Raw genomic sequence first — 19,492 nt, 5'->3', positions numbered from 1 at the left:
GCCCGCCGCGACCGCCCTCGCCGGTCCAGTACCGGAAGGGACGCGGACCGGCGAATGCTTTTCTGAAAACCATCACGGTCCCCGGCCCGGGAGCAGCATGGGCCGGCCGGGGCCGGCCCCGGACCCCGGGGACCGCGGCGGAAAGGGGGGAGTCCGATGGACGTGAGCGAGGTCAAGAGCCCGTTGCTGGAGATCGATGAGGTCCGGCGCCTGGTCGACAAGGGGCGGCAGCGGGGTGGCGTCCTCAGCGAGGACGAGATCACCGACGCCCTGCAGGCCGTCGACCTGGACGCCGACCAGGTGGATGAGGTCTACCAGCTCCTGGAGGACCTGGGCATCGAGGTGGAGACGGGCCCCCGCCGGTCCGGCAACGGGACCCGGAACGGCCGGCCGGGCCGGAATCACCGGACCCGGGTGTCCGATCCCGACCTGGACGGCGTGATGGACGAGGCCGCCCTGGACGGGGTGACGGACGTGGACCGGTCCGAGGACCTGGACGACGGCGGCGAGGAGACCGGTAAGGGCGACGGTCGGGACGAGGGTGCCGAGGGGACCGACGTCGACCAGCTGGGCGAGCCCGTCGACGACGAGGACGACCTGTCCATGCCTGACGGCGTCGCCCTCGACGACCCGGTGCGCATGTATCTCAAGGAGATCGGGCGCATCCCCCTCTTGACGCCGGAACAGGAGATCGAGCTGGCCAAGCGGATCGAGCAGGGCGATGAAGAGGCCAAGCGGAAGCTGATCCAGGCCAACCTGCGCCTGGTGGTCAGCATCGCCAAGCGGTACGTGGGGCGCGGCATGCTGTTCCTGGACCTGATCCAGGAGGGCAACCTCGGTCTGATCAAGGCGGCGGAGAAGTTCGACTATCGCAAGGGCTTCAAGTTCAGCACTTATGCCACGTGGTGGATCCGCCAGGCCATCACCCGCGCCATCGCCGATCAGGCCAGGACCATCCGCATCCCGGTGCACATGGTGGAGACCATCAACAAGCTCATCCGCGTCCAGCGCCAGCTGGTCCAGGAGCTGGGCCGGGAGCCGACGCCGGAGGAGATCGCCAAGGAGATGGGCATCGAGCCGGAGAAGGTGCGGGAGATCATGAAGATCGCCCAGGAACCCGTATCCCTCGAGACGCCCATCGGTGAGGAAGAGGACAGCCACCTGGGCGACTTCATCGAGGACGAGGATGCCCTCGCCCCGGCGGAGGCGGCCTCCCAGCTCCTCCTGCGCGAGCAGCTGGAGGATGTGCTCCACACCCTGACGGACCGCGAGCAGAAGGTGCTGCGGCTGCGCTTCGGCCTGGACGACGGCCGCCAGCGGACGCTGGAGGAAGTGGGCCAGGTCTTCGGCGTGACCCGGGAGCGGATCCGCCAGATCGAGGCCAAGGCGCTGCGCAAGCTGCGGCACCCGTCGCGGAGCAAGAAGCTGAAGGACTACCTGGAGTAAGGCGGCGGCTGTGATCCGCGATGTCAGGCAGTCACGAGCCGGTGCCGGTAAGCCCGTTTACGAGACGGCGAGGGGTAGGCGATGAGCCTGCCCCTCTTCTTTTGGCCGGATGCGAGTCATGTTTTCTGCATACCTGTTCGAATGAGCCTGCTGCCGGGTGAGTGAGACAGGAACCACCGATCCGGGGGCGGGCTACCCGCAGGACAGGACAATGCTTCGGCTAAGGACGCAGCCGCTTTTCCAAGATCAGCTTTGGTTCGCCCCGCTCGTCCACGTAGACTCCGATGACGTCAAATCCGTGGCGCAGGTTGAGGATCAGCATGTCGCGCCACTTGTTCTTCGTGGCGGTGCGGATGGTACCGTAGCCCTGTTCACGACACCAGGCGTGCTGGCGGCGCATCAGCTCGCTGGCGATTCCCCGCCGGCGAAAGCCGGGCGCCACCGCCCCCATCCAACTGTAGAAGTGGCCGGGTTTCCGCTCGTAGCCAATCTTGTAGCCCACCACCTGTTGTCCCGCCAGCGCCACCAGCGTCAGAAGGCGGTGCCTGTTATGCGCTTCGCGGAGCAGGCGATCCGCTTGGCCATCGCCGAAGACGAGCTCGTGCAGCCGCAAAAGATCGGCCAGGACTTTGCCGTCGGGGAGACCCTCAAATTGCTGGTATTCGACGGGACCTGGCTCCATGGCCGAATCCCCCCGTACCCCCGCAACCTCGCCGTGCGACGTGATGCGACGCCAGTATGCCACGGCTGCGGGCAGGGGGCAACGCTGGCGACCCGGGCCGATCCGCCTTGGGGGCCGGCGAGGGGCACCCGCCCGGCCTCGAGGCCCGCTGGCCCCGGTGGCCACCGACGGGTCCCGGTGCTGGGGCCCGGTGGGCTCGCTGGGGTGGACGTCGGGGACGGGGTTACTCTGGCAGGGGCTGCCCAGCGCGAGGGGAAAACAGACACCGGCAAGGGACGAGGAGGGGTGGGGCGGCATGACAGTGAAGGCCTGGCAGCTGCTGCGGCCTGCCGATGCCCGTGCGGCCCCCCTGTGCCTGGTGGAGGTTCCGGAGCCCGAGCCGGGACCGGGGGAGATCCGCCTGCGGGTGCGGGCCTGCGGCGTGTGCCTTACGGACGTGCACGTGGCCGAGGGTGACCTGGTGGCGCCCGCCTACCCCGTGACTCCCGGCCACCAGGTGGTGGGGATCGTCGAGGCCGTGGGCCCCGGCGTGGAAGGCGTTCGCCCCGGGGAGCGGCGGGGGGCCTACTGGCTGCACCGGGCGTGCGGGTATTGCGAGGCGTGCCGCCGCGGCGACGAGAACCTCTGCCCCCACGCCCGGTTCACCGGCCTCCATGCGCCGGGCGGCTTCGCCCAGGCCATGGCGGTTCCGGCGACCTACACCGTCCCGATCCCGCCGGGCTACGACGACGCCACGGCGGCGCCGCTGCTCTGCGCGGGCGTCATCGGGTACCGGGCCTTGCGGCTCAGCGGCCTTCAGCCGGGGGAGCGGCTGGCCCTGTTCGGCTTCGGCGCTTCGGCCCACCTGGTGCTGCAGGTGGCCCGCCACCAAGGCTCCCAGGTGGTGGTCTTCACCCGCAGCCCGGCCCACCGGGACCTGGCCCGGCACCTGGGAGCCGTCTGGGCAGGGGGTGCCGAGGTTCTGATGCAGGAAGAGCCGGCAGGGCCGGCTCCTCCTGCCTGTGACCGGGCCATTGTCTTCGCCCCGGCAGGCGAGCTGGTGCCCCTGGCGTTGCGGGCGGTGCGGCCGGGGGGCACCGTGGTGATCAACGCGGTCCACATGACGGACATTCCTTCGTTCCCCTACCGGCTCTTGCACGGGGAGCGGACGCTGCGGACCGTGGCCCACGTGACCCGCCGGGACGCCGAGGAGTTCATGGCGGTGGCGGCTTCGGTGCCCCTCCAGGTGGCCGTCCAGCGCTACCCCTTTGAGCAGGCCAACCAGGCTCTGGCGGCCGTCAAGGAGAGCCGGGTCCGCGGTGCGGCCGTCCTGGTGCTGGGCGAACCCGCCGGCCGGTGAGGGGGCCGGCCGGTCCAAAGCCGGCCCATCGGGGGCCGGCCAGCGCGCACCCGGTCGATCGGGGGCCGGCCAGCCACCGGCGGTCATCAGGTAGCCCCGGAACCCGGGCAGCCGGCTGGGGTGGCACCAGGCCGGTCCCTGCGAACAAGGGCGGATCCGGGGCCCACGGGAGAGGAGCTGGCACCATGGTAGCGGTAGCGGACGCCCAGGACGCCCATGGGGACGGGCGGGAGCGTGCCGGGAGGCTGTCCCTTCAGGAGGTCTGGCCCGGCGCGTACCGCGTTCCCATCCCCATTCCGGCTCCCCTGCGCGAGGTCAATGCCTATGCCCTCCGCGGCCCCCACGGATGGACCCTGGTGGATACCGGGTTCCACACCCCGGAGGCCGAAGCCACCTGGAATCAGGCCTTTCACCGGCTGGGCATCGGTCCCGGTGATGTCGAGGCCGTCTTCGTCACCCATTTCCATCCCGATCATTTCGGCGCAGCGGGTTGGCTGCAGAAGTGCACGGGGGCGCCCGTCCTGATGCACCAGCGGGAAGTGGAGCTGGCCCGGCGCATCTGGAGACCGGCCGCCGCCGAGGCTTTTAGCGCCTTTGCGGCCCGGCACGGCGTGCCGGACCAGCTGGCCGCCCCTCTGGCCCAGCGCCGGGCCCGGATCGTCTCCTGGGTGGATCCCCAACCTCAGGTGACGCCGGTGCGGGAAGGGGAGGAGCTGCGTCTGGGCGGGCGGCGGTGGCAGGTCCTCTGGACGCCGGGCCACACCGACGGCCTGGTGGTCCTCTGGCAGCCGGACGAGGGCCTGTTGCTGGCCGACGACATGGTCCTTCCCGGCATCTCCCCCAACATCTCCGCCGGCCCCCAGGCGACCCCCAATCCCCTGGGCCGGTATCTGGACTCGCTCCAGCAGGTGGGGCGGCTCCCGGCGCGGCGGGTTCTGCCGGGGCACCGGGCTCCCTTCGACGATCTGGCCGGACGGTGCCGGGAACTTGCCGAACACCACCGGCGCCGGCTGGAGGACGTCGAAGCCATCGTCGCCGCGGGCGGGCGAGTGACGGCCTGGCAGGTGGCCGGGCAGTTGTTCGGGCGGGTCATGGATACCCTGGCCAACGTAGAGTTCGCCCTGGGGGAGACGGTGGCGCACCTGGACTACCTGGTGGAACAGGGCCGGCTGGCGGTGGTGGAAGCTGGTGACGAAGCCGCGGGACCCGGCGGGAAAGAAGACCCGAAGCCCGGCCCCCGGGAGGGGAGCCGGGCTTCCGTACCCCGCCTGATGTACGAGAAGCGGTGATGAAAGAGCGAAAAGAGCCGGCCGCGACCGGTTCACCGTGCGGGCGTCCCTGCGGCCGGGGGTGGGTTCTACCGCGCCGCCGTGCCCAGGGCGGAGCGGGCGGCCAGCACCCGCTCCCAGGCTTCGGCCTGCAGGGGGCGGTCGAAGCTGCGCAGCTCGGCCAGCCGGAACCCGTGCTTGCGGGCCAGGTCCTTCAGCCAGAGGATGGTCTCCAGGTTGAGGTCGGCTCCCAGGCTGGTGTGCTGGTAGTGGTGCTCCAGGGCCAGCATCATGGTCTCCGCCATGCAGGCGTAGACCAGGCCCCGCTCGAAGCCGAAGTTCCACCCCATGGACGGCCGGCCGGGCACCTCGATGACGCCGCCGTCGATCACCAGGACGTCGGGCCGGGCATCGCCCACCTCCCGGCTGACGTTGGGCGGCCGGCTTAGGTCGCACACCACCGCCCCGAACTTCACGTTCCCCGGGGTGACCAGGTGGGCGGTGCTGCTGGTGGCGGTCACCACCACGTCGGCCTGGGGGAGCATGGCGTCCAGGTCCGTGGTGATGACCAGGGGGCACCGTCCACTCGCCATCCAGGCTTCCAGCCGGGGGAGGAAGGCCTCGGCGGGTTCTGCGGCATCGGGCCAGCCGCCGAATTCCACCAGGACCTGCGCCAGCGGGCCCAGGGGCCGGCCTGAGGCCGCCAGGCTCAGCACGTGGCGGGCCAGGTCGGCCGCCACCCGCAGCAGCCGCCGTCGGCTCTGCTCGGGCCGGGCCGGGTTGCCGATCAGCAGCAGCCGGCGCACCTCACCGGCCAGCAGCAGGGCCGTCGCCCGCCCGATGGCGCCCGTGGCACCCACCACGGCCACGGTTCCCTGGCCAAGGGGGAAGCCCAGTCGGCGGCTGGCTTCGGCAATGGCTTCCACGGCCGCCACCACGGTGAAGCTGTTGCCGGTGGTCAGGGCGACGCCGGCGTCCCGCAGGTGCAGCCCGCCCCGGGTGACCACCGAGGTGTAGGCGCCCAGGCCGACGATCCGGGCGCCGTTCTCGCGGGCCAGCTCGATGGCTTCCTCGATCTCCGCCACCGCCTCCGCCTGGGGCATGGCGAGGAACTCGTCGGCGGTGCGGGGGACGGCGTAGAACTCGCCGTAGGCGGTGGCCCCGGTCGCCGAGACCACCCGGGTCCGGCCGATACGGAAGGGCTTGAGAAGGTGGTTCCAGCGACCGGCCAGCTCTTCCAGCTCGGCGCGGCTGAAGGCGGCCAGGCTCGGGTCAAACTCCGGGTAGTTCTCCAGATCCACGGGATGAACCAGGAAGGCAAAGCGCCCTTCCCGGGGGTCACCGCTGGGGGCCACCGCCTCGCCCGGTTCGCGGGAGCGAACCGCCCGGAGGGCAGGCTGGTGGCCGGCGGGCCGGCCCACGGGCTGCACGGTCGCCGCCTGTGGGCTGACCAGATGCCGCAGCAGGGCGGCGGTGTCATCCCGGTCGATGAGTTCGACCACCCGCTCGATGGCGGCCAGGGCGTAGTCGCACTCCGCCCGGGTGGCGATGAGGGGCGGCTCGATGCGGATCACGTCGGCACCGTTCAGGGTCGGGGCGACCCGCAACCCCTCCACGTTGAGCAGGTACGAGGCGATCACCGGCGTCAGCAGCTCCTGCTCGCCCATGACGCCCAGCAGGTTGCCGGGGAAGGCCTCCCGGTCCACGCCGAACTGGAGGCCCAGCATGAAGCCCCGGCCCCGCACCTCCCGGATCACCCGGGGATGGCGGCGCTGGATGGCCAGCAAGCCCTGGCGCAGGTACTCGCCGGTCTCCGCCACGTGGCGGACCAGGGCCTGTTCGTCCCGGGTCAAGAGGTCCAGGGCCGCCAGGCCGGCGCGGCAGGCCAGGGTGTTGCCGGCGAAGGTCGAGGAGTGCTTGGTGGCGAACTCCTCGGTGTAGACCTCCTCCGTGCAGAGCACCGCGCCGATGGGCATGAGGCCGCCGCCCAGGGCCTTGGCCAGGGTCATGGCATCGGGCGTAACCCCCTCCGCCTGGCAGGCGAAGAGGGTCCCCGTGCGCCCGAGGCCCGTCTGGACCTCGTCGACAATGAACAGCACGCCGTGGCGGCGGCAGACCTCCCGGGCCTCCCGCAGGTAGCCCGGCGGCGGCACGACGATGCCGCCCTCCCCCTGGATGGGCTCGACCAGGAAGGCGGCGTATTCGCCCGGGCGCGCTTCCAGTGCCGCCTCCAGGGCGGCCACGTCGCCATAGGGGACCTTGTCGAATCCCTGGGCGGGGGCGAAGAAGGCCTCCTGGTAGGCGGACCGGTGGGTGGCCGACAGGGCGCCGAAGGTCTTGCCGTGGAAGGCGTTTTCCGTGGAGAGGATCCGCGGCCGGCCGGTGGCCGCCCGGGCCAGCTTGATGGCCGCCTCCACCGCTTCGGCGCCGCTGTTGGCGAAGGTGACGTAGCGCAGCCCCGCCGGCGCCACCTCGATGAGGCGCCGGGCCAGCTCGCCGGCGGCCTCCAGGAAGGAGGGCTGGATGAACGAGGGCTCGCCCCGGTCGCGGGCCGCCTCCAGGGCCGCCCAGATCTCGGGCGGGTTGAAGCCGAAGGGCAAGGCGCCGTAGGCGGCGACGAAGTCCAGGTAGCGCCGGCCCTGGTCGTCCCACAGCCAGCACCCCTGCCCGCGCACGAAGCGCTTATCCATCTGGATCTGTTCGAGGAGCTCGCCCAGATGGGGGTTGACGAACTGCCGGAACGGATGCATCCGGTGACCTCCAATCCCGAAAAACCGTCTCCCACTTCAGAGCCGGACCCGATCCGGATCAGGCCCTCCGGGTGGGCAGCCCGGCGGCGGGCCGTGGATCCGGCGGGGCCGGTTCGTCCCCGGCCGCGGGCGCCTGACCGCCGTGGGGGTCCCGGCGGCTGGCTTCCCGCGGGGTGCGCTCGCCCCGGGCCATGGGGCCCTGGGCCACGGCCTCGCGGGGGGCGGATTCGCGCCCGCCGCGGTCCTCCCGGGGCACCCGCAGCTGCCGGATCAGCTGGCGGAGGGCCTCCGGATCGACGAAGCGGTCCTCCGTGATGGGCGACGTGCCGATCTGGATGCCCGTCACCCGGTCGGGCCCCAAGAGGGCCTCGACCAGCCGGATCCGCATGTCCGACCCCAGGAAGATCAGGTGATCCAGCTCCCGGGCCCGGGCGATCAGCGCCATCAGGTCGTTCAGCAGGGCGGCGCCGCTGCGCTCGCCGATGAAGCGCCGGCGCTCCTCTTCGGTGAGCAGCCAGACGAAGTCGACGCCCTCGCTGCGCGCCACCTCTTCCAGGGCCTCGCGGTTGCCGACGGGGAAGCCCACCAGGCCCAGCTTCTGCCCCCGGCGCACCTCCCCCAGGCTTTCCAGGCGGGAGACCAGGGTCCGGTCGATGCCCAGCTCGTGGGCCACATCCTGCTGGGAAAGGCCTGAGGCGCGCAGCTCCAGGATGCGGTCGACCATGCGGTAGATCCGCTGCCGGTCGATCACCTTGTCGCCGATGCGGACCAGCTCCACGCCCGTGGCCCCCTCTCCGCCCTTCCGCCGCTGGACCGCCGTCCCGCGGCGCTGCCGCCGATCCGCGGCCTCGCGGCCCGGCGACCCTGCGGCGGCCGGCCCTTTCCGCGCCGGGACGCCAACCTATGTGCACAAATATGCGCACAGTCACCCTGAGTATAGCGCACGCTCGAGGCCCTGGGTATGCCCTTGGGGCCCCTTTGCCCCGTCTCGAGCCCGCCACCCCCGCCGGGGCCTCCGCCGGGGACCTTCAAGTCATGACCGCAGTCACTACCGGGACGCTGCCGGGCCCCCTACCATTGGAACCGGCAGAGCGCAGAACGCCACACCGGGGGTGGAACACCATGACGGCGCGCCTCCATCCCATCGACGACGCCCCGGGCCCGGACGAGACCGCCCGCCGCCGTGGCGGCCCCGAATCCGAAGGGCCGCCGCTGCGTCCCGGGCCCGACCACCAGCCGGTGCTGGTGGTGCGAAACCTGGTCAAGCGCTTCGGGGAGAAGGTGGCGGTCCACGGGGTCTCCTTTACGGTGGAACCCGGCGAGACCTTCGGGCTCCTGGGGCCCAACGGCGCCGGCAAGAGCACCACCCTGGCCGTCATCGCGGGCCTGTTGCGGCCGGACGGCGGGGAGGTCGAGGTGGGCGGCTTCTCGCTGGCCACCCGCCGGCGCGACGCCCAGCGGCTGATGGGGGTGGTCCCCCAGGATCTCGCCCTCTACCCCGAGTTGACGGCCGCCCAGAACATGGCCCATTTCGCGGCCCTGCGCGGCCTGCGGGGTCCGGAAGGGCGCCGCCAGATCGCCGAGGCGCTGCACCTGGTGGGTCTGGCGGACCACGCGGGCCAGCGGGTGGAGCGGTTCTCCGGCGGCATGAAGCGGCGGCTCAACATCGCCATCGGCCTTCTGGGCTGGCCGCGCCTGCTCTTGCTGGACGAACCCACCGTGGGCATCGACCCCCAATCCCGCCGCCACATCCTCGAGGCGATCCGGAAGCTGGCCGCTTCCGGGATCGCCGTCTTGTACACCAGTCACTACATGGAGGAAGTGGAGTTCCTCTGCCGGCGGGTGGCCATCATGGACCACGGCCGGATCATCGCCCAGGGACCGCTGGACGAGGTGAGGGCCCTGGCCGGCGATGCCGCCCTCCTGCGCCTTCCGTGGGACCAGGTGCACGGCGACGTGGACCCCGAGACGGTGGCGCGCCGGTTGGGCGTGCCGGTGGAGGTGACGGGCGGTGAAGCCCGGTTCCTCCTGCCCCAGGGACCGGAGCAGGCCGCGCCAGTGGTGGGGGAACTGGTTCGCCTGGGCATCCCGCTGCGCGGGATGCGCCTGGAGACGCCCGACCTGGAGACGGTCTTCCTGGCCCTGACAGGGCGGGCCTTGCGGGATTAGGGGGAGTGGCCATGACCGGGTTGCGACAGGCTGCGATCATCGCGGCCAACCAGCTCTTGCGCTTCGTGCTGGACTGGCACGGGGTGCTGATCCTGTTCCTCCTGCCGCTGGCCTTCAACCTGGTGTTGGGGGTGAGCCTGCGGCAGGCCTTCTCCCCCGAATACCGGCCCGAGCGGCCCTACCGGGTGGGGGTGGTCATCCCGGCCGGGCAGGAGGCGGCGCCCGCGGTGGAACAGGTCCTGGCGGCGGGTGAGGCGGACGGATGGGTCCACATCGAACGGTACGCGTCGGGCGAAGCCGCCTTGACGGCCGTCCGGCAGCGGCGGGTGGAGGCGGCGCTGGTCCTGCCGGCCCGATTCCCCCGGGAGCCGCTGAGGGTGATTGCCGAGCCCGGGACGGTCCCGGCTTCTGTAGTGGAGACCCTGGCCCGGGAGGCGGCGGTGGCCGGATCCGGCGCCGCCGGCGGGGCCGGCCCAGGCCATCCGGTGCCGATGGACATCGCCATCCGCCCGGCACCCCCGCCGGCGGGCGGGCAAGGGCCGGCGGGGGCGGGCGGCGGCCCTCCGCCGGTGGACGCCATGGCCTACTACGCGGCCGGCATGGCGGTCATGATGATCTACCTGGCGACCCGTGAGGGGACCAAGGCCTACGTCACCGATCGCGGCACGGGTGTCTACCTGCGCGTCCGGGCCGGGGGCGTCAGCCCCACCGCGTACCTGCTGGGAACCTTCCTGGGCAGCATGGCCGTGGGCCTGATCTTCATGGGGGTCATGGCCCTGGTCACCCGCGGGCTCTTCGGCGTCCACTGGGGCCATCTGGGTGGCTGGATCCTCCTCACCCTGGGGGCCACCCTGGCGGCGACGGGCGTCAATGCCCTCCTGCTGGGGTTCGCCCGGTCTCCGGAGGTCCAGGAGGGAGTCAGCATCGCCCTGGCCCAGGGGCTGGCGTTCCTGGGCGGCTCGATGATGCCCCTCTTCATCTTTCCCGAGATCCTGGCCCGGATCTCCCGCTTCATCCCCAACCGCTGGATGCTGGACGGCTACCTGCAATTGATGGCCGGCGCGGGACCGGCGGCCGTTCGGGACGAGAGCCTGCGCCTGGCCGCGGTGGGGGTGGGGCTGGTGGCGTTGGGCTGGGCCGCGGACCGGCTCCTGGCACGAGCCTCGGGGGAGGGATGACCGTGGAGATGGAGGCGCGCCCGCTGGGAGGCGGCGCCTGGCGGCGGGTGGTGGCCATTGCGGTCACCACCACGCGCGGGACGTTGCGCCGGCCGCTCAACCTGCTGTGGCTCCTGATCGTGCCCCTGTTCTTCGGCGGCGTGGTCGCCAGCCTGTTCGTCCCATCCGGTGCGCCACCGCGGCTGGCGGTGGTGGTGGACGACCAGGGGCCCTGGGTGGGACCGTTGCTGGACGGCCTGTCGTCGACGCCCATGGACCTCCAGCGGCTGGGACGGGAGGAAGCTCTGGCCCGCCTGCACCAGGGTCGGGAGCGGGTGGTGCTCTGGGTGCCGGACGGGTTCTCGCGCTCGGTGGATGCCGGTGTGCCGCGGCTCGAGATCTGGTACGGCCCGAGGGCCGAGCCTGGCGTGGAGGCCGCGCGGATCCGGGCCGTGGTGGCCGGTCTGGTGACCGGGAAGCCGGCCGGCCCGGTGCCGGTGGTCGTCGAGGGACCGCGGCCTGCGGCGGAGGCGGACCGCTTCCCGCTCCTGCGCACGGTCTTCGGGTTCTGGGCGATGTTTGCCCTGGTCTCCTTGATCACCCAGGCGGCCGCCCTGCACCGGGAACGGGAGCTGGGGACGCTGTCCCGCTCGCTGGTGGCCGGGGCCACCTACGGCGAGGTGGTGGCGGGCCACGCCGCGGCGCTGTTTCTCATCGGGCTTTTGCAGGCGGCAGCCATGGTGGGCGTCACCGCCCTGGCCGGTGCCCCCTGGTTCGCCGCAGGTGTGCCGGCCATCGCTCTGCCGGTGGCGGCGCTGCTGGTGGCCGCGTGCGGCATTGCGCTGGCCGTGGCGGGCTTCACCCGCACCTCCCGGCAGATCAATGCCGCGGGGTCCCTGGTCGGCACCCTTGCGGCCATGCTGGGGGGCGCCTTCTGGCCCCTGGACGTCGTCCCCGTGTCCCTGCAGGAGGTGGCGCGGCTCAGCCCGGTGTATTGGGCTTTGGACGGCTTGCGCGAGGCTTTCGTCTTCGGCGGCCCGGGTGCGGCCCAGGGGCCGGCGGTGGCGGTCCTGGTGCTGATGGGCGTGCTGGCCGGAACGGCCGGGATCATGGGCCTTCGGCGCCCGCCGGCCTAGGCCCGGCCCTTGCCGGCCTGCCCCGGCCGACGATCCGCCAGGCCCCGCCAGGCCGGCCGGGCGGCTGCCGCAGGCCACGGGGCGGCGACGAAAGGCAAGACCGAGGGACCGGAGGGCGGCAGCCGGCGGGTGCGCTCGGGCGCCGAAGGGGTGGCGCGCGGGGGCAGCCCGGCCGCACCGGATCGTCGCCGGCCGGGCGACCGGGCGGCCGGTGGGGGGAATGGGCGTGGACCCGTGGAAAGACCCGTGGCAATCGGAAGGACACCGGGGGTGGGGCGATCTCGGGTTCCACCTGACCCGCCTGGTCCTCTTCGCCACCGGTACGGCGGTGTGGCTGCTCGATACCCCCAGACCGGCGCCGCCGGTCGCCGTGGCGCTGGCCGGTGTCCTGGTGCTCGACAGGCTCGCCCAGGCGGCGCCCGGCCCGCAGCCGCAGGGTGCGGCGGCCCGGGCCTGCTGGCCGGCGGTGGCCGCCTGTGTGGTTTCCCTGCTGCTGACCCTGTGGGCCGTTTCCCGTACCGGCTCCCTCGCCCTGGTGGGGACGGTGGCGGCGGTGGTCATGGGGTCGTCCACCGTGACGGGGCCGGCTCTGTCCCGGTGGATCAACGCGGCGGCGGGCCTCGCCGCGGTGGCCGCGGCGGCGTCGGCCGCCGGCCTGCAGGGCGCCTTGCTGGCGGGGGCGGTCTTGCTGGCGGCGGCTTGGAACGGTGATGTCCATGGGCTCTACCGGGCCGAGCGGGACCGGTTGCGGCAGGCGGTGGCCGGACTGGCGGCCGCCCAGGAGCGGCTCACGGAACTGGCGGCCCGCAGCGGCCAGTTGGAGGCGCAACGGGAGCGGGAAGAGCTGCTGGGCGCCTTGCACGATGCCCTGGGCCACACCCTGACGGCCCAGCTGTTGCAGGTGTCCCTGGCGCGCCGGCTGCTGCCCGCCGACCCCGAGGGAGCCGCGGCGCGCCTTGAAGCGGTCGAGGAGGGACTGCGTGACGGGCTCGCCCAGGTCCGGCGGATGCTGCGCCGCTCCCTCCATCCCGCCCGCCTGCCGCTGGCCTCCGCCGTCCAGCGGCTGGCGTCGAACTTCAGCGCGGCGACGGGCGTCGCGGTGGAGGTTCTGCTGGAGCCCGACGCCGCCAGCGTGTCGGACACCGATGCCCTGGTGGCGAGCGTGGTCCAGCGGGCCGTTCAGGAGTCCTTGACCAACGCGGTGCGTCACGGCCAGGCCCGGCGCGTCGTGGTCCAGCTAACGGCCACCGGCCCTCGCCTGCGCCTGCGCGTAGAGGATGACGGCCGGGGGGCGGCGGAACTGGTTCCGGGCCTGGGGCTGACCCGCATGACCTACGGCATCCAGCGACTCGGCGGGACGATTCGCTTCACGACCCTGGCCGGCAAGGGTTTCACCACCGAGATCACGGTGCCGCGGCGCGCGCCTGCTGGGCGCGAGCCCGCGAGCGTCGACGCGGCGGAACCGGCCGGCTGGGTGGGGGATGGGCGATGATCCGCGTGCTGCTGGCGGAAGATCAGGCCCTGGTGCGGGACGGCTTGCGATTGCTCTTGGAACTGCAGGGCGACCTGCAGGTGACGGCCGTGGCCGACGGGGAGGAGGCGGTGGCCCAGGCCGCCGCCGCTCCCTTCGACGTGGCCCTCCTGGACGTACGGATGCCGCGCATGGACGGCATCACCTGCCTGCGCAAGCTCCAGGCCTTGCGGCCCGAGATGCCCGTGCTGATGCTGACCACCTACGACGACGACCAGCTGGTCCGCCAGTGCCTGGCGGCCGGTGCCGCCGCGTACCTGCTCAAGGACATGGCGCCGGAGGACCTGGCCAACGCCATCCGGCTCGTCGTGTACGGCGGCGGGTTGATCCCCGGGGATCTGGCGGGCCTGCTCGCCCGTTCCTCCCCCGCCGGCCCGGCCGGGGGAGAAGACGGGGGACCGGACCCGGCCAACCCACAGGGCCGGGACGGTGATGGCGCCCGCCTTCGCGCCGGGACGGAAAGGGCAACGCCACCCGGAGCCTCCCGGGAAACCGCCCTCGCCCGAAGGGCGGCCGGCTCCACGGCGGGCGAGGGGGCCGAGCCCTTGACCCCCCGGCAGGTGGAGGTCCTGCAGCTTCTGGCCGAGGGGTTGTCCAACCGGGAGATCGCCGCCCGGCTGCATCTGTCCGAAGGCACGGTGAAGAACCTGGTCAGCGAGATCTATGCCCGGTTGCAGGTGCGGGACCGGGTGCAGGCGGTGTTGCGCGCCCGGGGCTGGCTGAGCCCCCAGGGCCGCGAGGGACGGAAATGAAAGGCCGGCCGTTCCCGGGACGGTGGCGCCCCGGGACGGCCGGCCGCCGAGGGACATCCGGCGAAATGGGAAACCGTCTCCCGTCGCCTCCCATCGCCGGCCGCCGTCGTGGCCGGCGGTTGGGGGCTGCAGCCGCCGGGCCGGCCGGGCGCTGGCCAGCGCCGGCAGCGCCGACGTGCCTTTAGTCCATGGGGTGGCTGAAGTGCATCTCCACGTGCTCGATCTGGTCGCCGTCCAGCACGAAGTGGGCCGCCGGCCCGGTGATCCGGATGACCCGGTTCTGCAGGTCGAACTCGGTGTCACCGATGTGGAGCTCGAACTTGCGCCCTGAGGCCAGGGTGACGATCAGTTCGCCCCACCGCTCCAGTTCCGCCTTGACCTGCTCCATCCGCATGCTGCCCACCTCCTGGGTCACCGTTCGGGACGGGGATCCGGCGGCCGCCGGCTCCAACGGTCCCTGGGCCGTTTCAGGGCCCGCGCCCCGCGCGGGCCCTGGGCGCGTTGCGGGCAGGCCGGTTCGTCCCGGCGACGATGCGCCCGCGATGGCCGGGTTCGAGACCGCCGTCGCGTCAGGGTGCCTGGCGACGGGCCGGTCCACCGGCGCCGGCGTGCCCTCGCCGGCCGCCCCCGTTGTGGTAAAGGATAGCATGCGCGCCCGCGGCGGTCGAAGGGCGCGTCCGGGCGCTCCCGGGGTCTCCCTTACCGGCGTCCGAGGCCGGGATGGGACGTTGACGGCCGGCCCGGGTCGTGAGAGGCGGGGGATGGTGCCGGTGGCCGCCCCCGGTCGGGAGGAAGCCGATCCTTCCCACGTCATGGTTCTTCCCCTCCGGCGCAAGGTCCGTCCATAGCAATCCCGGCCGTGGAGGTGTCCATGCATCGGTGGGGCGTCCCGTGGAACCGCGGGACCGGAGCCGACGAACCGGCCACAGCGACAATGACCCCCGCGTCCGCGAGGGTCGTGCGCCAGGGCCGCGACAAAAAAAGACCCCCGCGTCCGCGAGGGCGATGGGGAGCGTTCCAGATTGGGAAATGTTCCACGTGTGGCCCCAAGGGGAATCGAACCCCTACCTCGGGCTTGAAAGGCCCGCGTCTTAACCACTCGACCATGGGGCCAATCCTCTCGCATTATAGCCACCGACCCCGATCCCGGCAAGGGAAAAGGCGGTGGCGGCCGCGCCAGCGGGAGCGGGGCGCCTGGTGGGATTCGAACCCACAACCCACGCCTTATGAGGGCGCTGCTCTGACCCTTGAGCTACAGGCGCGCGCTGGTGCCATGACCCGGGCGGGGTCGAACGAGGCGGACGGCCGCAACCCGCACCCCCCACCGCGGGCTTTCCTGGACCCGGCAAGGAGCGCCGGGTGCAGGGCGATTATACCACAGCCGGTCCTCGACGGGCCCCGCTTCGGCGGGGTGCCCACCGCAAGCTCCCCGGGGCGGCCGGGAACCTCCCACGGGGCGGCCTGCATCCCCCCGGGCCTGCCGCGCAGCCCGGGACAGACGCCCGGCGCACCCACCCCGGCCGGTGCATAGCTTCCAGATAGGGGCGGAAGGTTCTGGCAGGCGGCGCCCGGCCGGCGGTAGGAACCCCTTGTTTGACCGATGCGCCCAGGGCCCACGGGGGCGCGGGACCACCGTGCACGGCGCCAACGCAACGCCGGCGGTGCCGCCCGCAGGGGCCACGATGCGCTGGTAAGACGAACGGAACCGACGAGCGGAACCAAGACAGATCGGAGGAGGAGAACGCCTCGATGCCCAAGGTCTACCTCGATCCCGGTCACGGGGGTGAGGACCCCGGCGCCCGGGGTCACGGGCTGGTGGAGAAGCAGATCAACCTGTCCATCGCGCGCCGCGTTCGCGACCATCTGGCGCGCCACGGCCTGACCGTTCGCATGTCGCGCACCGGTGACCAGACCCGCTCTCTGCGCGCCCGCACCGATGAGGCCAACGTCTGGGGCGCCGACGTCTACGTCTCCATCCACTGCAACGCCTACACCGACGAGTCGGCCAACGGCTTCGAGGTCTGGCACTCCGTCCAGCCGGGGTCGCGCAGCCGCATCCTGGCGCGCTACCTGGTCCAGTGGCTGGACCGGTTGACCCCCTTGACCAACCGGGGCGCCCGCTCCCGGGCCGGGCGGGGCGGGCGGGACTACTACCACGTGATCCGGGAGTCGCGGATGCCCGCGGTGATCGTGGAGTGCGGGTTCATCACCAACCGCGGCGACGCGCGCTACCTGGCGTCGGCCTCGGGCCAGGCGCAGGTGGCCGAGGCCATCGCCCGCGGCGTGCTGCAGTACTTCGGCCGGCGGTGGGTGCCTGCGGAACCGCCCGCGGACGAACCGGCCCGCCAGCCCTCCCCGCCTCAGGAGGAAGGGGAACCCCAGGGGACCTGGTACCGGGTGGTCATCGGCTCCTTCCGCAACGAAGCCAACGCCGAACGCCTGGCGCGGCGGGCGCGGGAGGCGGGCTTTGACGTCTGGGTCGACCAGGTGCGGCTCTGAAACCCCCGACCCGCCGCGGCCTGGACCCGCCCACCCGCTCCCCGTCCCCAGCCCCATCGTCCAGGGAGGACCGGCCGGCAGGGATTCGAGCCCTTTCGACAGAACCACCCGCCAGGCGGCCGCCGGCCTCGGGCTCCGGCGCCGTTCGACACGGGGAGACAGGGTGGTCGGCTGGTGCGATCGCTGCCGTCGGAGACAGGGGTGGACGCGGGGATCGGGGTGGCCGGGCCGGGCAACGCGGCCTCCCGCGGCCATGCCTTTCCGGGGCCAGGGCGCTCTGCGCCCGGAGGGACCCTGGACGGTGCCGTGCTGTTCGTCCGGCTGCACCGGCTGATTCGGAAGGGGCAGGTCCGGGTTCGGCTGGACCGGCGCGGCGTGGTGACCCTGTACCGGCAGCGGGCGGAGGTGGAACCGGCCCTCTACCTGGCGCTGCTGGCCCAGGCCTACGCCCGCTTTCTGGCGGCCGCGCTGGCGGTGGTGGCCGGTTTCCTCCTGGTGGCGGAGCGGGCGCCGGAGGGGGGGCTGGCTGCCGGCGCCGGTGCGGCGGTCCTCTATCTGGGGGCCTGGCTGGCCCGCTGGCGCCAGGAACGGCGGTGGATGGCGGAGGTCCGCCGTCGCCTCCTGGAAGATCCGGTCTTCTTCGCCCAGGCCTATGAAGACGGCCTGTTCACCTTGCAGCGCGGCCGGCGCCGGTGCCGTTATCCCCGGCCGTGGCAGGCGATCCTGGGGCTGGAGGGCGAGGCCGAGGACGGGGACCCGGCTGTTCGGGTGCGGAGCTCGCAGGAGGGGGCGGCCCCCGCCGGAATGGGGCGGGCCGTCCCCTGACGGGGCCGGCGGTTCGCCACCGGGTAGGGGCGGGTGTGCGGGGCCGTGCCGGCCAGCGCGGCGTCCCGGGGCGACGGCCGCTTGCCCGCCCGGGCGGAGCATCGCGCCGGCCGAGCCCGCTCCGGGCCGGATCCGCGGGCGGCGAGACGCAGGCTCGGGGATGGCGACCCCCGCGGATGGCGACCCCCGCTGCCGGACCGGCGGCTCACTCCAGGGGCCGCTCGGGGGCCGAAAGGGCGACCAGACCCGGTTGCGGCGTGTCTCCCCAGCGGGCGGCCATCTGGTCCAGCCCGCCGGGATACACCTGGGGCAGTTCCTGGTGGACGATCCGGCGCAACAGGCTGCGCGCCACCGCGTAGTGGCCGGACAGGTCCATCAAAGTGCGGCCCAGGTAGGTGGTCGTGGCGCCCCGGTGCTGGGCGGCGTACTCGTAGAACCGGCGGCCCTCCCGCTCCAGCTCCCGCTCTCGGGCCGCTGCTCCCGCCCCTTCATCCGCCTTCACCGCAACCGATGACAGGAACAGCGTCAGGTCGCCCAGCCGCCGGTAAATGGACAGGCGCTCGGGTTCCGCGGCCAGGAGCGCCACCTTGTTCAGCGCCGCCAGGTCGACCTCAGCCAGCGGCAGGCGGAACTGCCGGCCCCCCAGGGAAAAGGCCGCGATGCCGGGCGGGGTGTAGGCGAAGGAGGCCAGAAGCTCGGCCAGGTAGTGGATGGTCCAGGGCGACTCCAGCAGCCGGCGCACCGGACTTGCCAGACCCCCGTCGCGGACCGCGGGCCCGTCCACCGGGCCATCCAGCATGAGACAGGGCGGGTCCCCGGCCGGGGCCCGGGTCTCCGCAGGCGGCGCCACCGGGGCCGCCGGGACCGGTTCCTCCGCCCCTTCCGGCGCCTCCCCGGCCCGAGCCCGCTCGGCCACCCGGTGCCGGTGTAGCAGCACGGCGAAGAGCAGGTAGGGGCTGATCCGCTGGGCGGCCTCGCCTTCCTGCAATGCCTGGTGGGTGCGACCGTCCTCCAGCGCCCGCTCGATGGCCTCCCCACCGTCCCGCAGGAGCCGGGCGATGCGGTCGCGGGCATCGGGGCGCGGGGACACGGCCGCCGCGAGGAACTGGAAGTCGGCGTCGGTGAGGTGTTCTAGCGGGAGCAGGTTGGCGGTCACCGCCGATCCCTCCTACCCTATTTTAATCCAGCCGTAGCGGCCCTTGCCACCGCGGCGACGGGATGCGAAGGTTGGGAGGCCGTTGGATTGGGTTTTCGTAACGCCGTGGCGCACATTTGAGGTCATCCACGGAATCCATGGCGCTGGGGCCTGGCCCGCGCCGGGGGACCCGCCCCGCCGGCGGCCGCCGGTCCCGGGGGTCCCGGGGGTGCCGGGCACGCCGGAGGCGACGGGGTCGCCGGGGCTGGCGGTGTCGCCGGGCCGCCGGGCGCCCTCTTCCGCGGACGAACCGGCCGCCCGCCCGGCTGGGCCTTCCACAGCCGGCCCCCGGGCGATGCCCCCAGAGGGATCGCCGCGGGCTGCTTGCCCCGGGCCGGAGGGGGCCGGTCCGCCGGCGGCTCCCCACGGCGGGGTTCTCGGCGATTCGCCGGCCACCCCGCCCATTCCTGCTAGGACAGGGGCGGGAGGGCGCGACCCGGGGAGTTTGGGTGCCGCCGGCCTGGGGCCGGTTCGTCCGGCGGGGGAGGGGCTGGCGCCGGCGGATCCCGGCGGGGCCCGTCCCAGTGGGATTGCGGCCCCCAGAGGAGCCCCCCTTGTCCCTCCGGCACCGGCGACCTCAGCGGCCCCGCCGGGTTCACCGGCTGCGGCGGCCCTAGCGGCCTCGCCGGGTCTACCGGCTTCGGCGGCGCCTCTGGCCTCGCTGGATTCACCGGCGCCGGCGGCTCCTGCGGGCCCGCCGGGCCCCCCGGCTGCGGCGGGCCCGGCCGGCTTGCCGGCTCCGG

General features: G+C 73.1%; 14 protein-coding genes, 2 tRNA genes and 1 pseudogene. 10 read left to right on the top strand and 7 right to left on the bottom strand.

The genetic code is table 11. From position 1 onward, the window contains the following. The first annotated feature begins 156 nt into the window (after positions 1 to 156). On the top strand, positions 157 to 1,446 hold the full coding sequence (rpoD, locus tag ACYQ02_RS09215; protein WP_460040147.1) for an RNA polymerase sigma factor RpoD: 1,290 nt from the start codon (positions 157 to 159) through the stop codon (positions 1,444 to 1,446). A 220-nt stretch (positions 1,447 to 1,666) separates the two neighbouring features. Here the strand turns inward: rpoD and ACYQ02_RS09210 are convergent, their stop codons facing one another. Then, positions 1,667 to 2,128 (bottom strand): GNAT family N-acetyltransferase, encoded by a 462-nt coding sequence (locus ACYQ02_RS09210; protein ID WP_460040146.1) that lies wholly within the window; start codon positions 2,126 to 2,128, stop codon positions 1,667 to 1,669. Between the two features lie 295 nt (positions 2,129 to 2,423). On the opposite strand from ACYQ02_RS09210, the gene ACYQ02_RS09205 reads away from it, so the two are divergent. Both ACYQ02_RS09205 and ACYQ02_RS09200 read left to right on the top strand, forming a co-directional pair. Next, positions 2,424 to 3,467: a zinc-dependent alcohol dehydrogenase family protein gene (locus tag ACYQ02_RS09205; protein ID WP_460040145.1), complete on the top strand. Its 1,044-nt coding sequence runs from the start codon at positions 2,424 to 2,426 to the stop codon at positions 3,465 to 3,467. Between the two features lie 185 nt (positions 3,468 to 3,652). Next, positions 3,653 to 4,756, top strand: a complete 1,104-nt coding sequence (locus ACYQ02_RS09200) for an MBL fold metallo-hydrolase (protein WP_460040144.1) — start codon at positions 3,653 to 3,655, stop codon at positions 4,754 to 4,756. 68 nt (positions 4,757 to 4,824) lie between these two features. Here ACYQ02_RS09200 and ACYQ02_RS09195 read toward each other — a convergent pair whose 3' ends face one another. Then, entirely contained in the window at positions 4,825 to 7,485 is a 2,661-nt protein-coding gene (locus ACYQ02_RS09195; RefSeq protein ID WP_460040143.1) for an aminotransferase class III-fold pyridoxal phosphate-dependent enzyme, read from the bottom strand. Between the two features lie 58 nt (positions 7,486 to 7,543). Continuing rightward, positions 7,544 to 8,263, bottom strand: coding sequence for a transcriptional regulator (locus ACYQ02_RS09190; protein ID WP_460040142.1), 720 nt, complete (start codon positions 8,261 to 8,263; stop codon positions 7,544 to 7,546). A 521-nt stretch (positions 8,264 to 8,784) separates the two neighbouring features. Here ACYQ02_RS09190 and ACYQ02_RS09185 point away from each other — a divergent pair. The 5 genes and pseudogenes from ACYQ02_RS09185 to ACYQ02_RS09165 form a co-directional block, all read left to right on the top strand. Further along, positions 8,785 to 9,654, top strand: a pseudogene (locus ACYQ02_RS09185) (ABC transporter ATP-binding protein); the annotation flags it as partial. An 11-nt stretch (positions 9,655 to 9,665) separates the two neighbouring features. Next, the gene (locus ACYQ02_RS09180) at positions 9,666 to 10,832 is read left to right on the top strand and encodes an ABC transporter permease (RefSeq protein ID WP_460040141.1); all 1,167 of its coding nucleotides are present in this window, start codon (positions 9,666 to 9,668) and stop codon (positions 10,830 to 10,832) included. Continuing rightward, a complete protein-coding gene (locus ACYQ02_RS09175) occupies positions 10,829 to 11,947 on the top strand; it encodes an ABC transporter permease (RefSeq protein WP_460040140.1) in 1,119 nt (372 codons plus the stop codon). Before ACYQ02_RS09180 ends, ACYQ02_RS09175 begins: the two co-directional genes overlap by 4 nt. 226 nt (positions 11,948 to 12,173) lie before the next feature. Beyond that, entirely contained in the window at positions 12,174 to 13,439 is a 1,266-nt protein-coding gene (locus ACYQ02_RS09170; protein ID WP_460040139.1) for a sensor histidine kinase, read from the top strand. Continuing rightward, the gene (locus ACYQ02_RS09165) at positions 13,436 to 14,230 is read left to right on the top strand and encodes a response regulator (RefSeq protein ID WP_460040138.1); all 795 of its coding nucleotides are present in this window, start codon (positions 13,436 to 13,438) and stop codon (positions 14,228 to 14,230) included. The genes ACYQ02_RS09170 and ACYQ02_RS09165 overlap by 4 nt, the downstream gene beginning before the upstream one ends. 181 nt (positions 14,231 to 14,411) lie before the next feature. Here the strand turns inward: ACYQ02_RS09165 and ACYQ02_RS09160 are convergent, their stop codons facing one another. The 3 genes from ACYQ02_RS09160 to ACYQ02_RS09150 all read right to left on the bottom strand — a co-directional run bounded on the left by ACYQ02_RS09160 (position 14,412) and on the right by ACYQ02_RS09150 (position 15,492). Continuing rightward, positions 14,412 to 14,624, bottom strand: a complete 213-nt coding sequence (locus ACYQ02_RS09160; protein WP_460040137.1) for a hypothetical protein — start codon at positions 14,622 to 14,624, stop codon at positions 14,412 to 14,414. 647 nt (positions 14,625 to 15,271) lie between these two features. After that, a tRNA-Glu gene (locus ACYQ02_RS09155) sits at positions 15,272 to 15,343 on the bottom strand. 76 nt (positions 15,344 to 15,419) lie between these two features. Next, positions 15,420 to 15,492, bottom strand: a tRNA-Ile gene (locus tag ACYQ02_RS09150). Between the two features lie 487 nt (positions 15,493 to 15,979). Here ACYQ02_RS09150 and ACYQ02_RS09145 point away from each other — a divergent pair. Together ACYQ02_RS09145 and ACYQ02_RS09140 are read left to right on the top strand one after the other, a co-directional pair. After that, positions 15,980 to 16,729, top strand: coding sequence for an N-acetylmuramoyl-L-alanine amidase (locus tag ACYQ02_RS09145; protein WP_460040136.1), 750 nt, complete (start codon positions 15,980 to 15,982; stop codon positions 16,727 to 16,729). Positions 16,730 to 16,903: 174 nt separating this feature from the next. Continuing rightward, complete coding sequence (locus ACYQ02_RS09140; RefSeq protein WP_460040135.1) at positions 16,904 to 17,554, top strand: hypothetical protein; 651 nt, start codon at positions 16,904 to 16,906, stop codon at positions 17,552 to 17,554. A 205-nt stretch (positions 17,555 to 17,759) separates the two neighbouring features. On the opposite strand, the gene ACYQ02_RS09135 is transcribed toward ACYQ02_RS09140, so the two are convergent. Continuing rightward, positions 17,760 to 18,710, bottom strand: a complete 951-nt coding sequence (locus ACYQ02_RS09135) for a hypothetical protein (RefSeq protein WP_460040134.1) — start codon at positions 18,708 to 18,710, stop codon at positions 17,760 to 17,762. Positions 18,711 to 19,492: the final 782 nt, after the last annotated feature.

The organism is Thermaerobacter litoralis, assembly GCF_054654595.1.
Note: the sequence above shows the minus strand (reverse complement) of the source record. Positions and strands in the feature narration are given on the sequence as shown.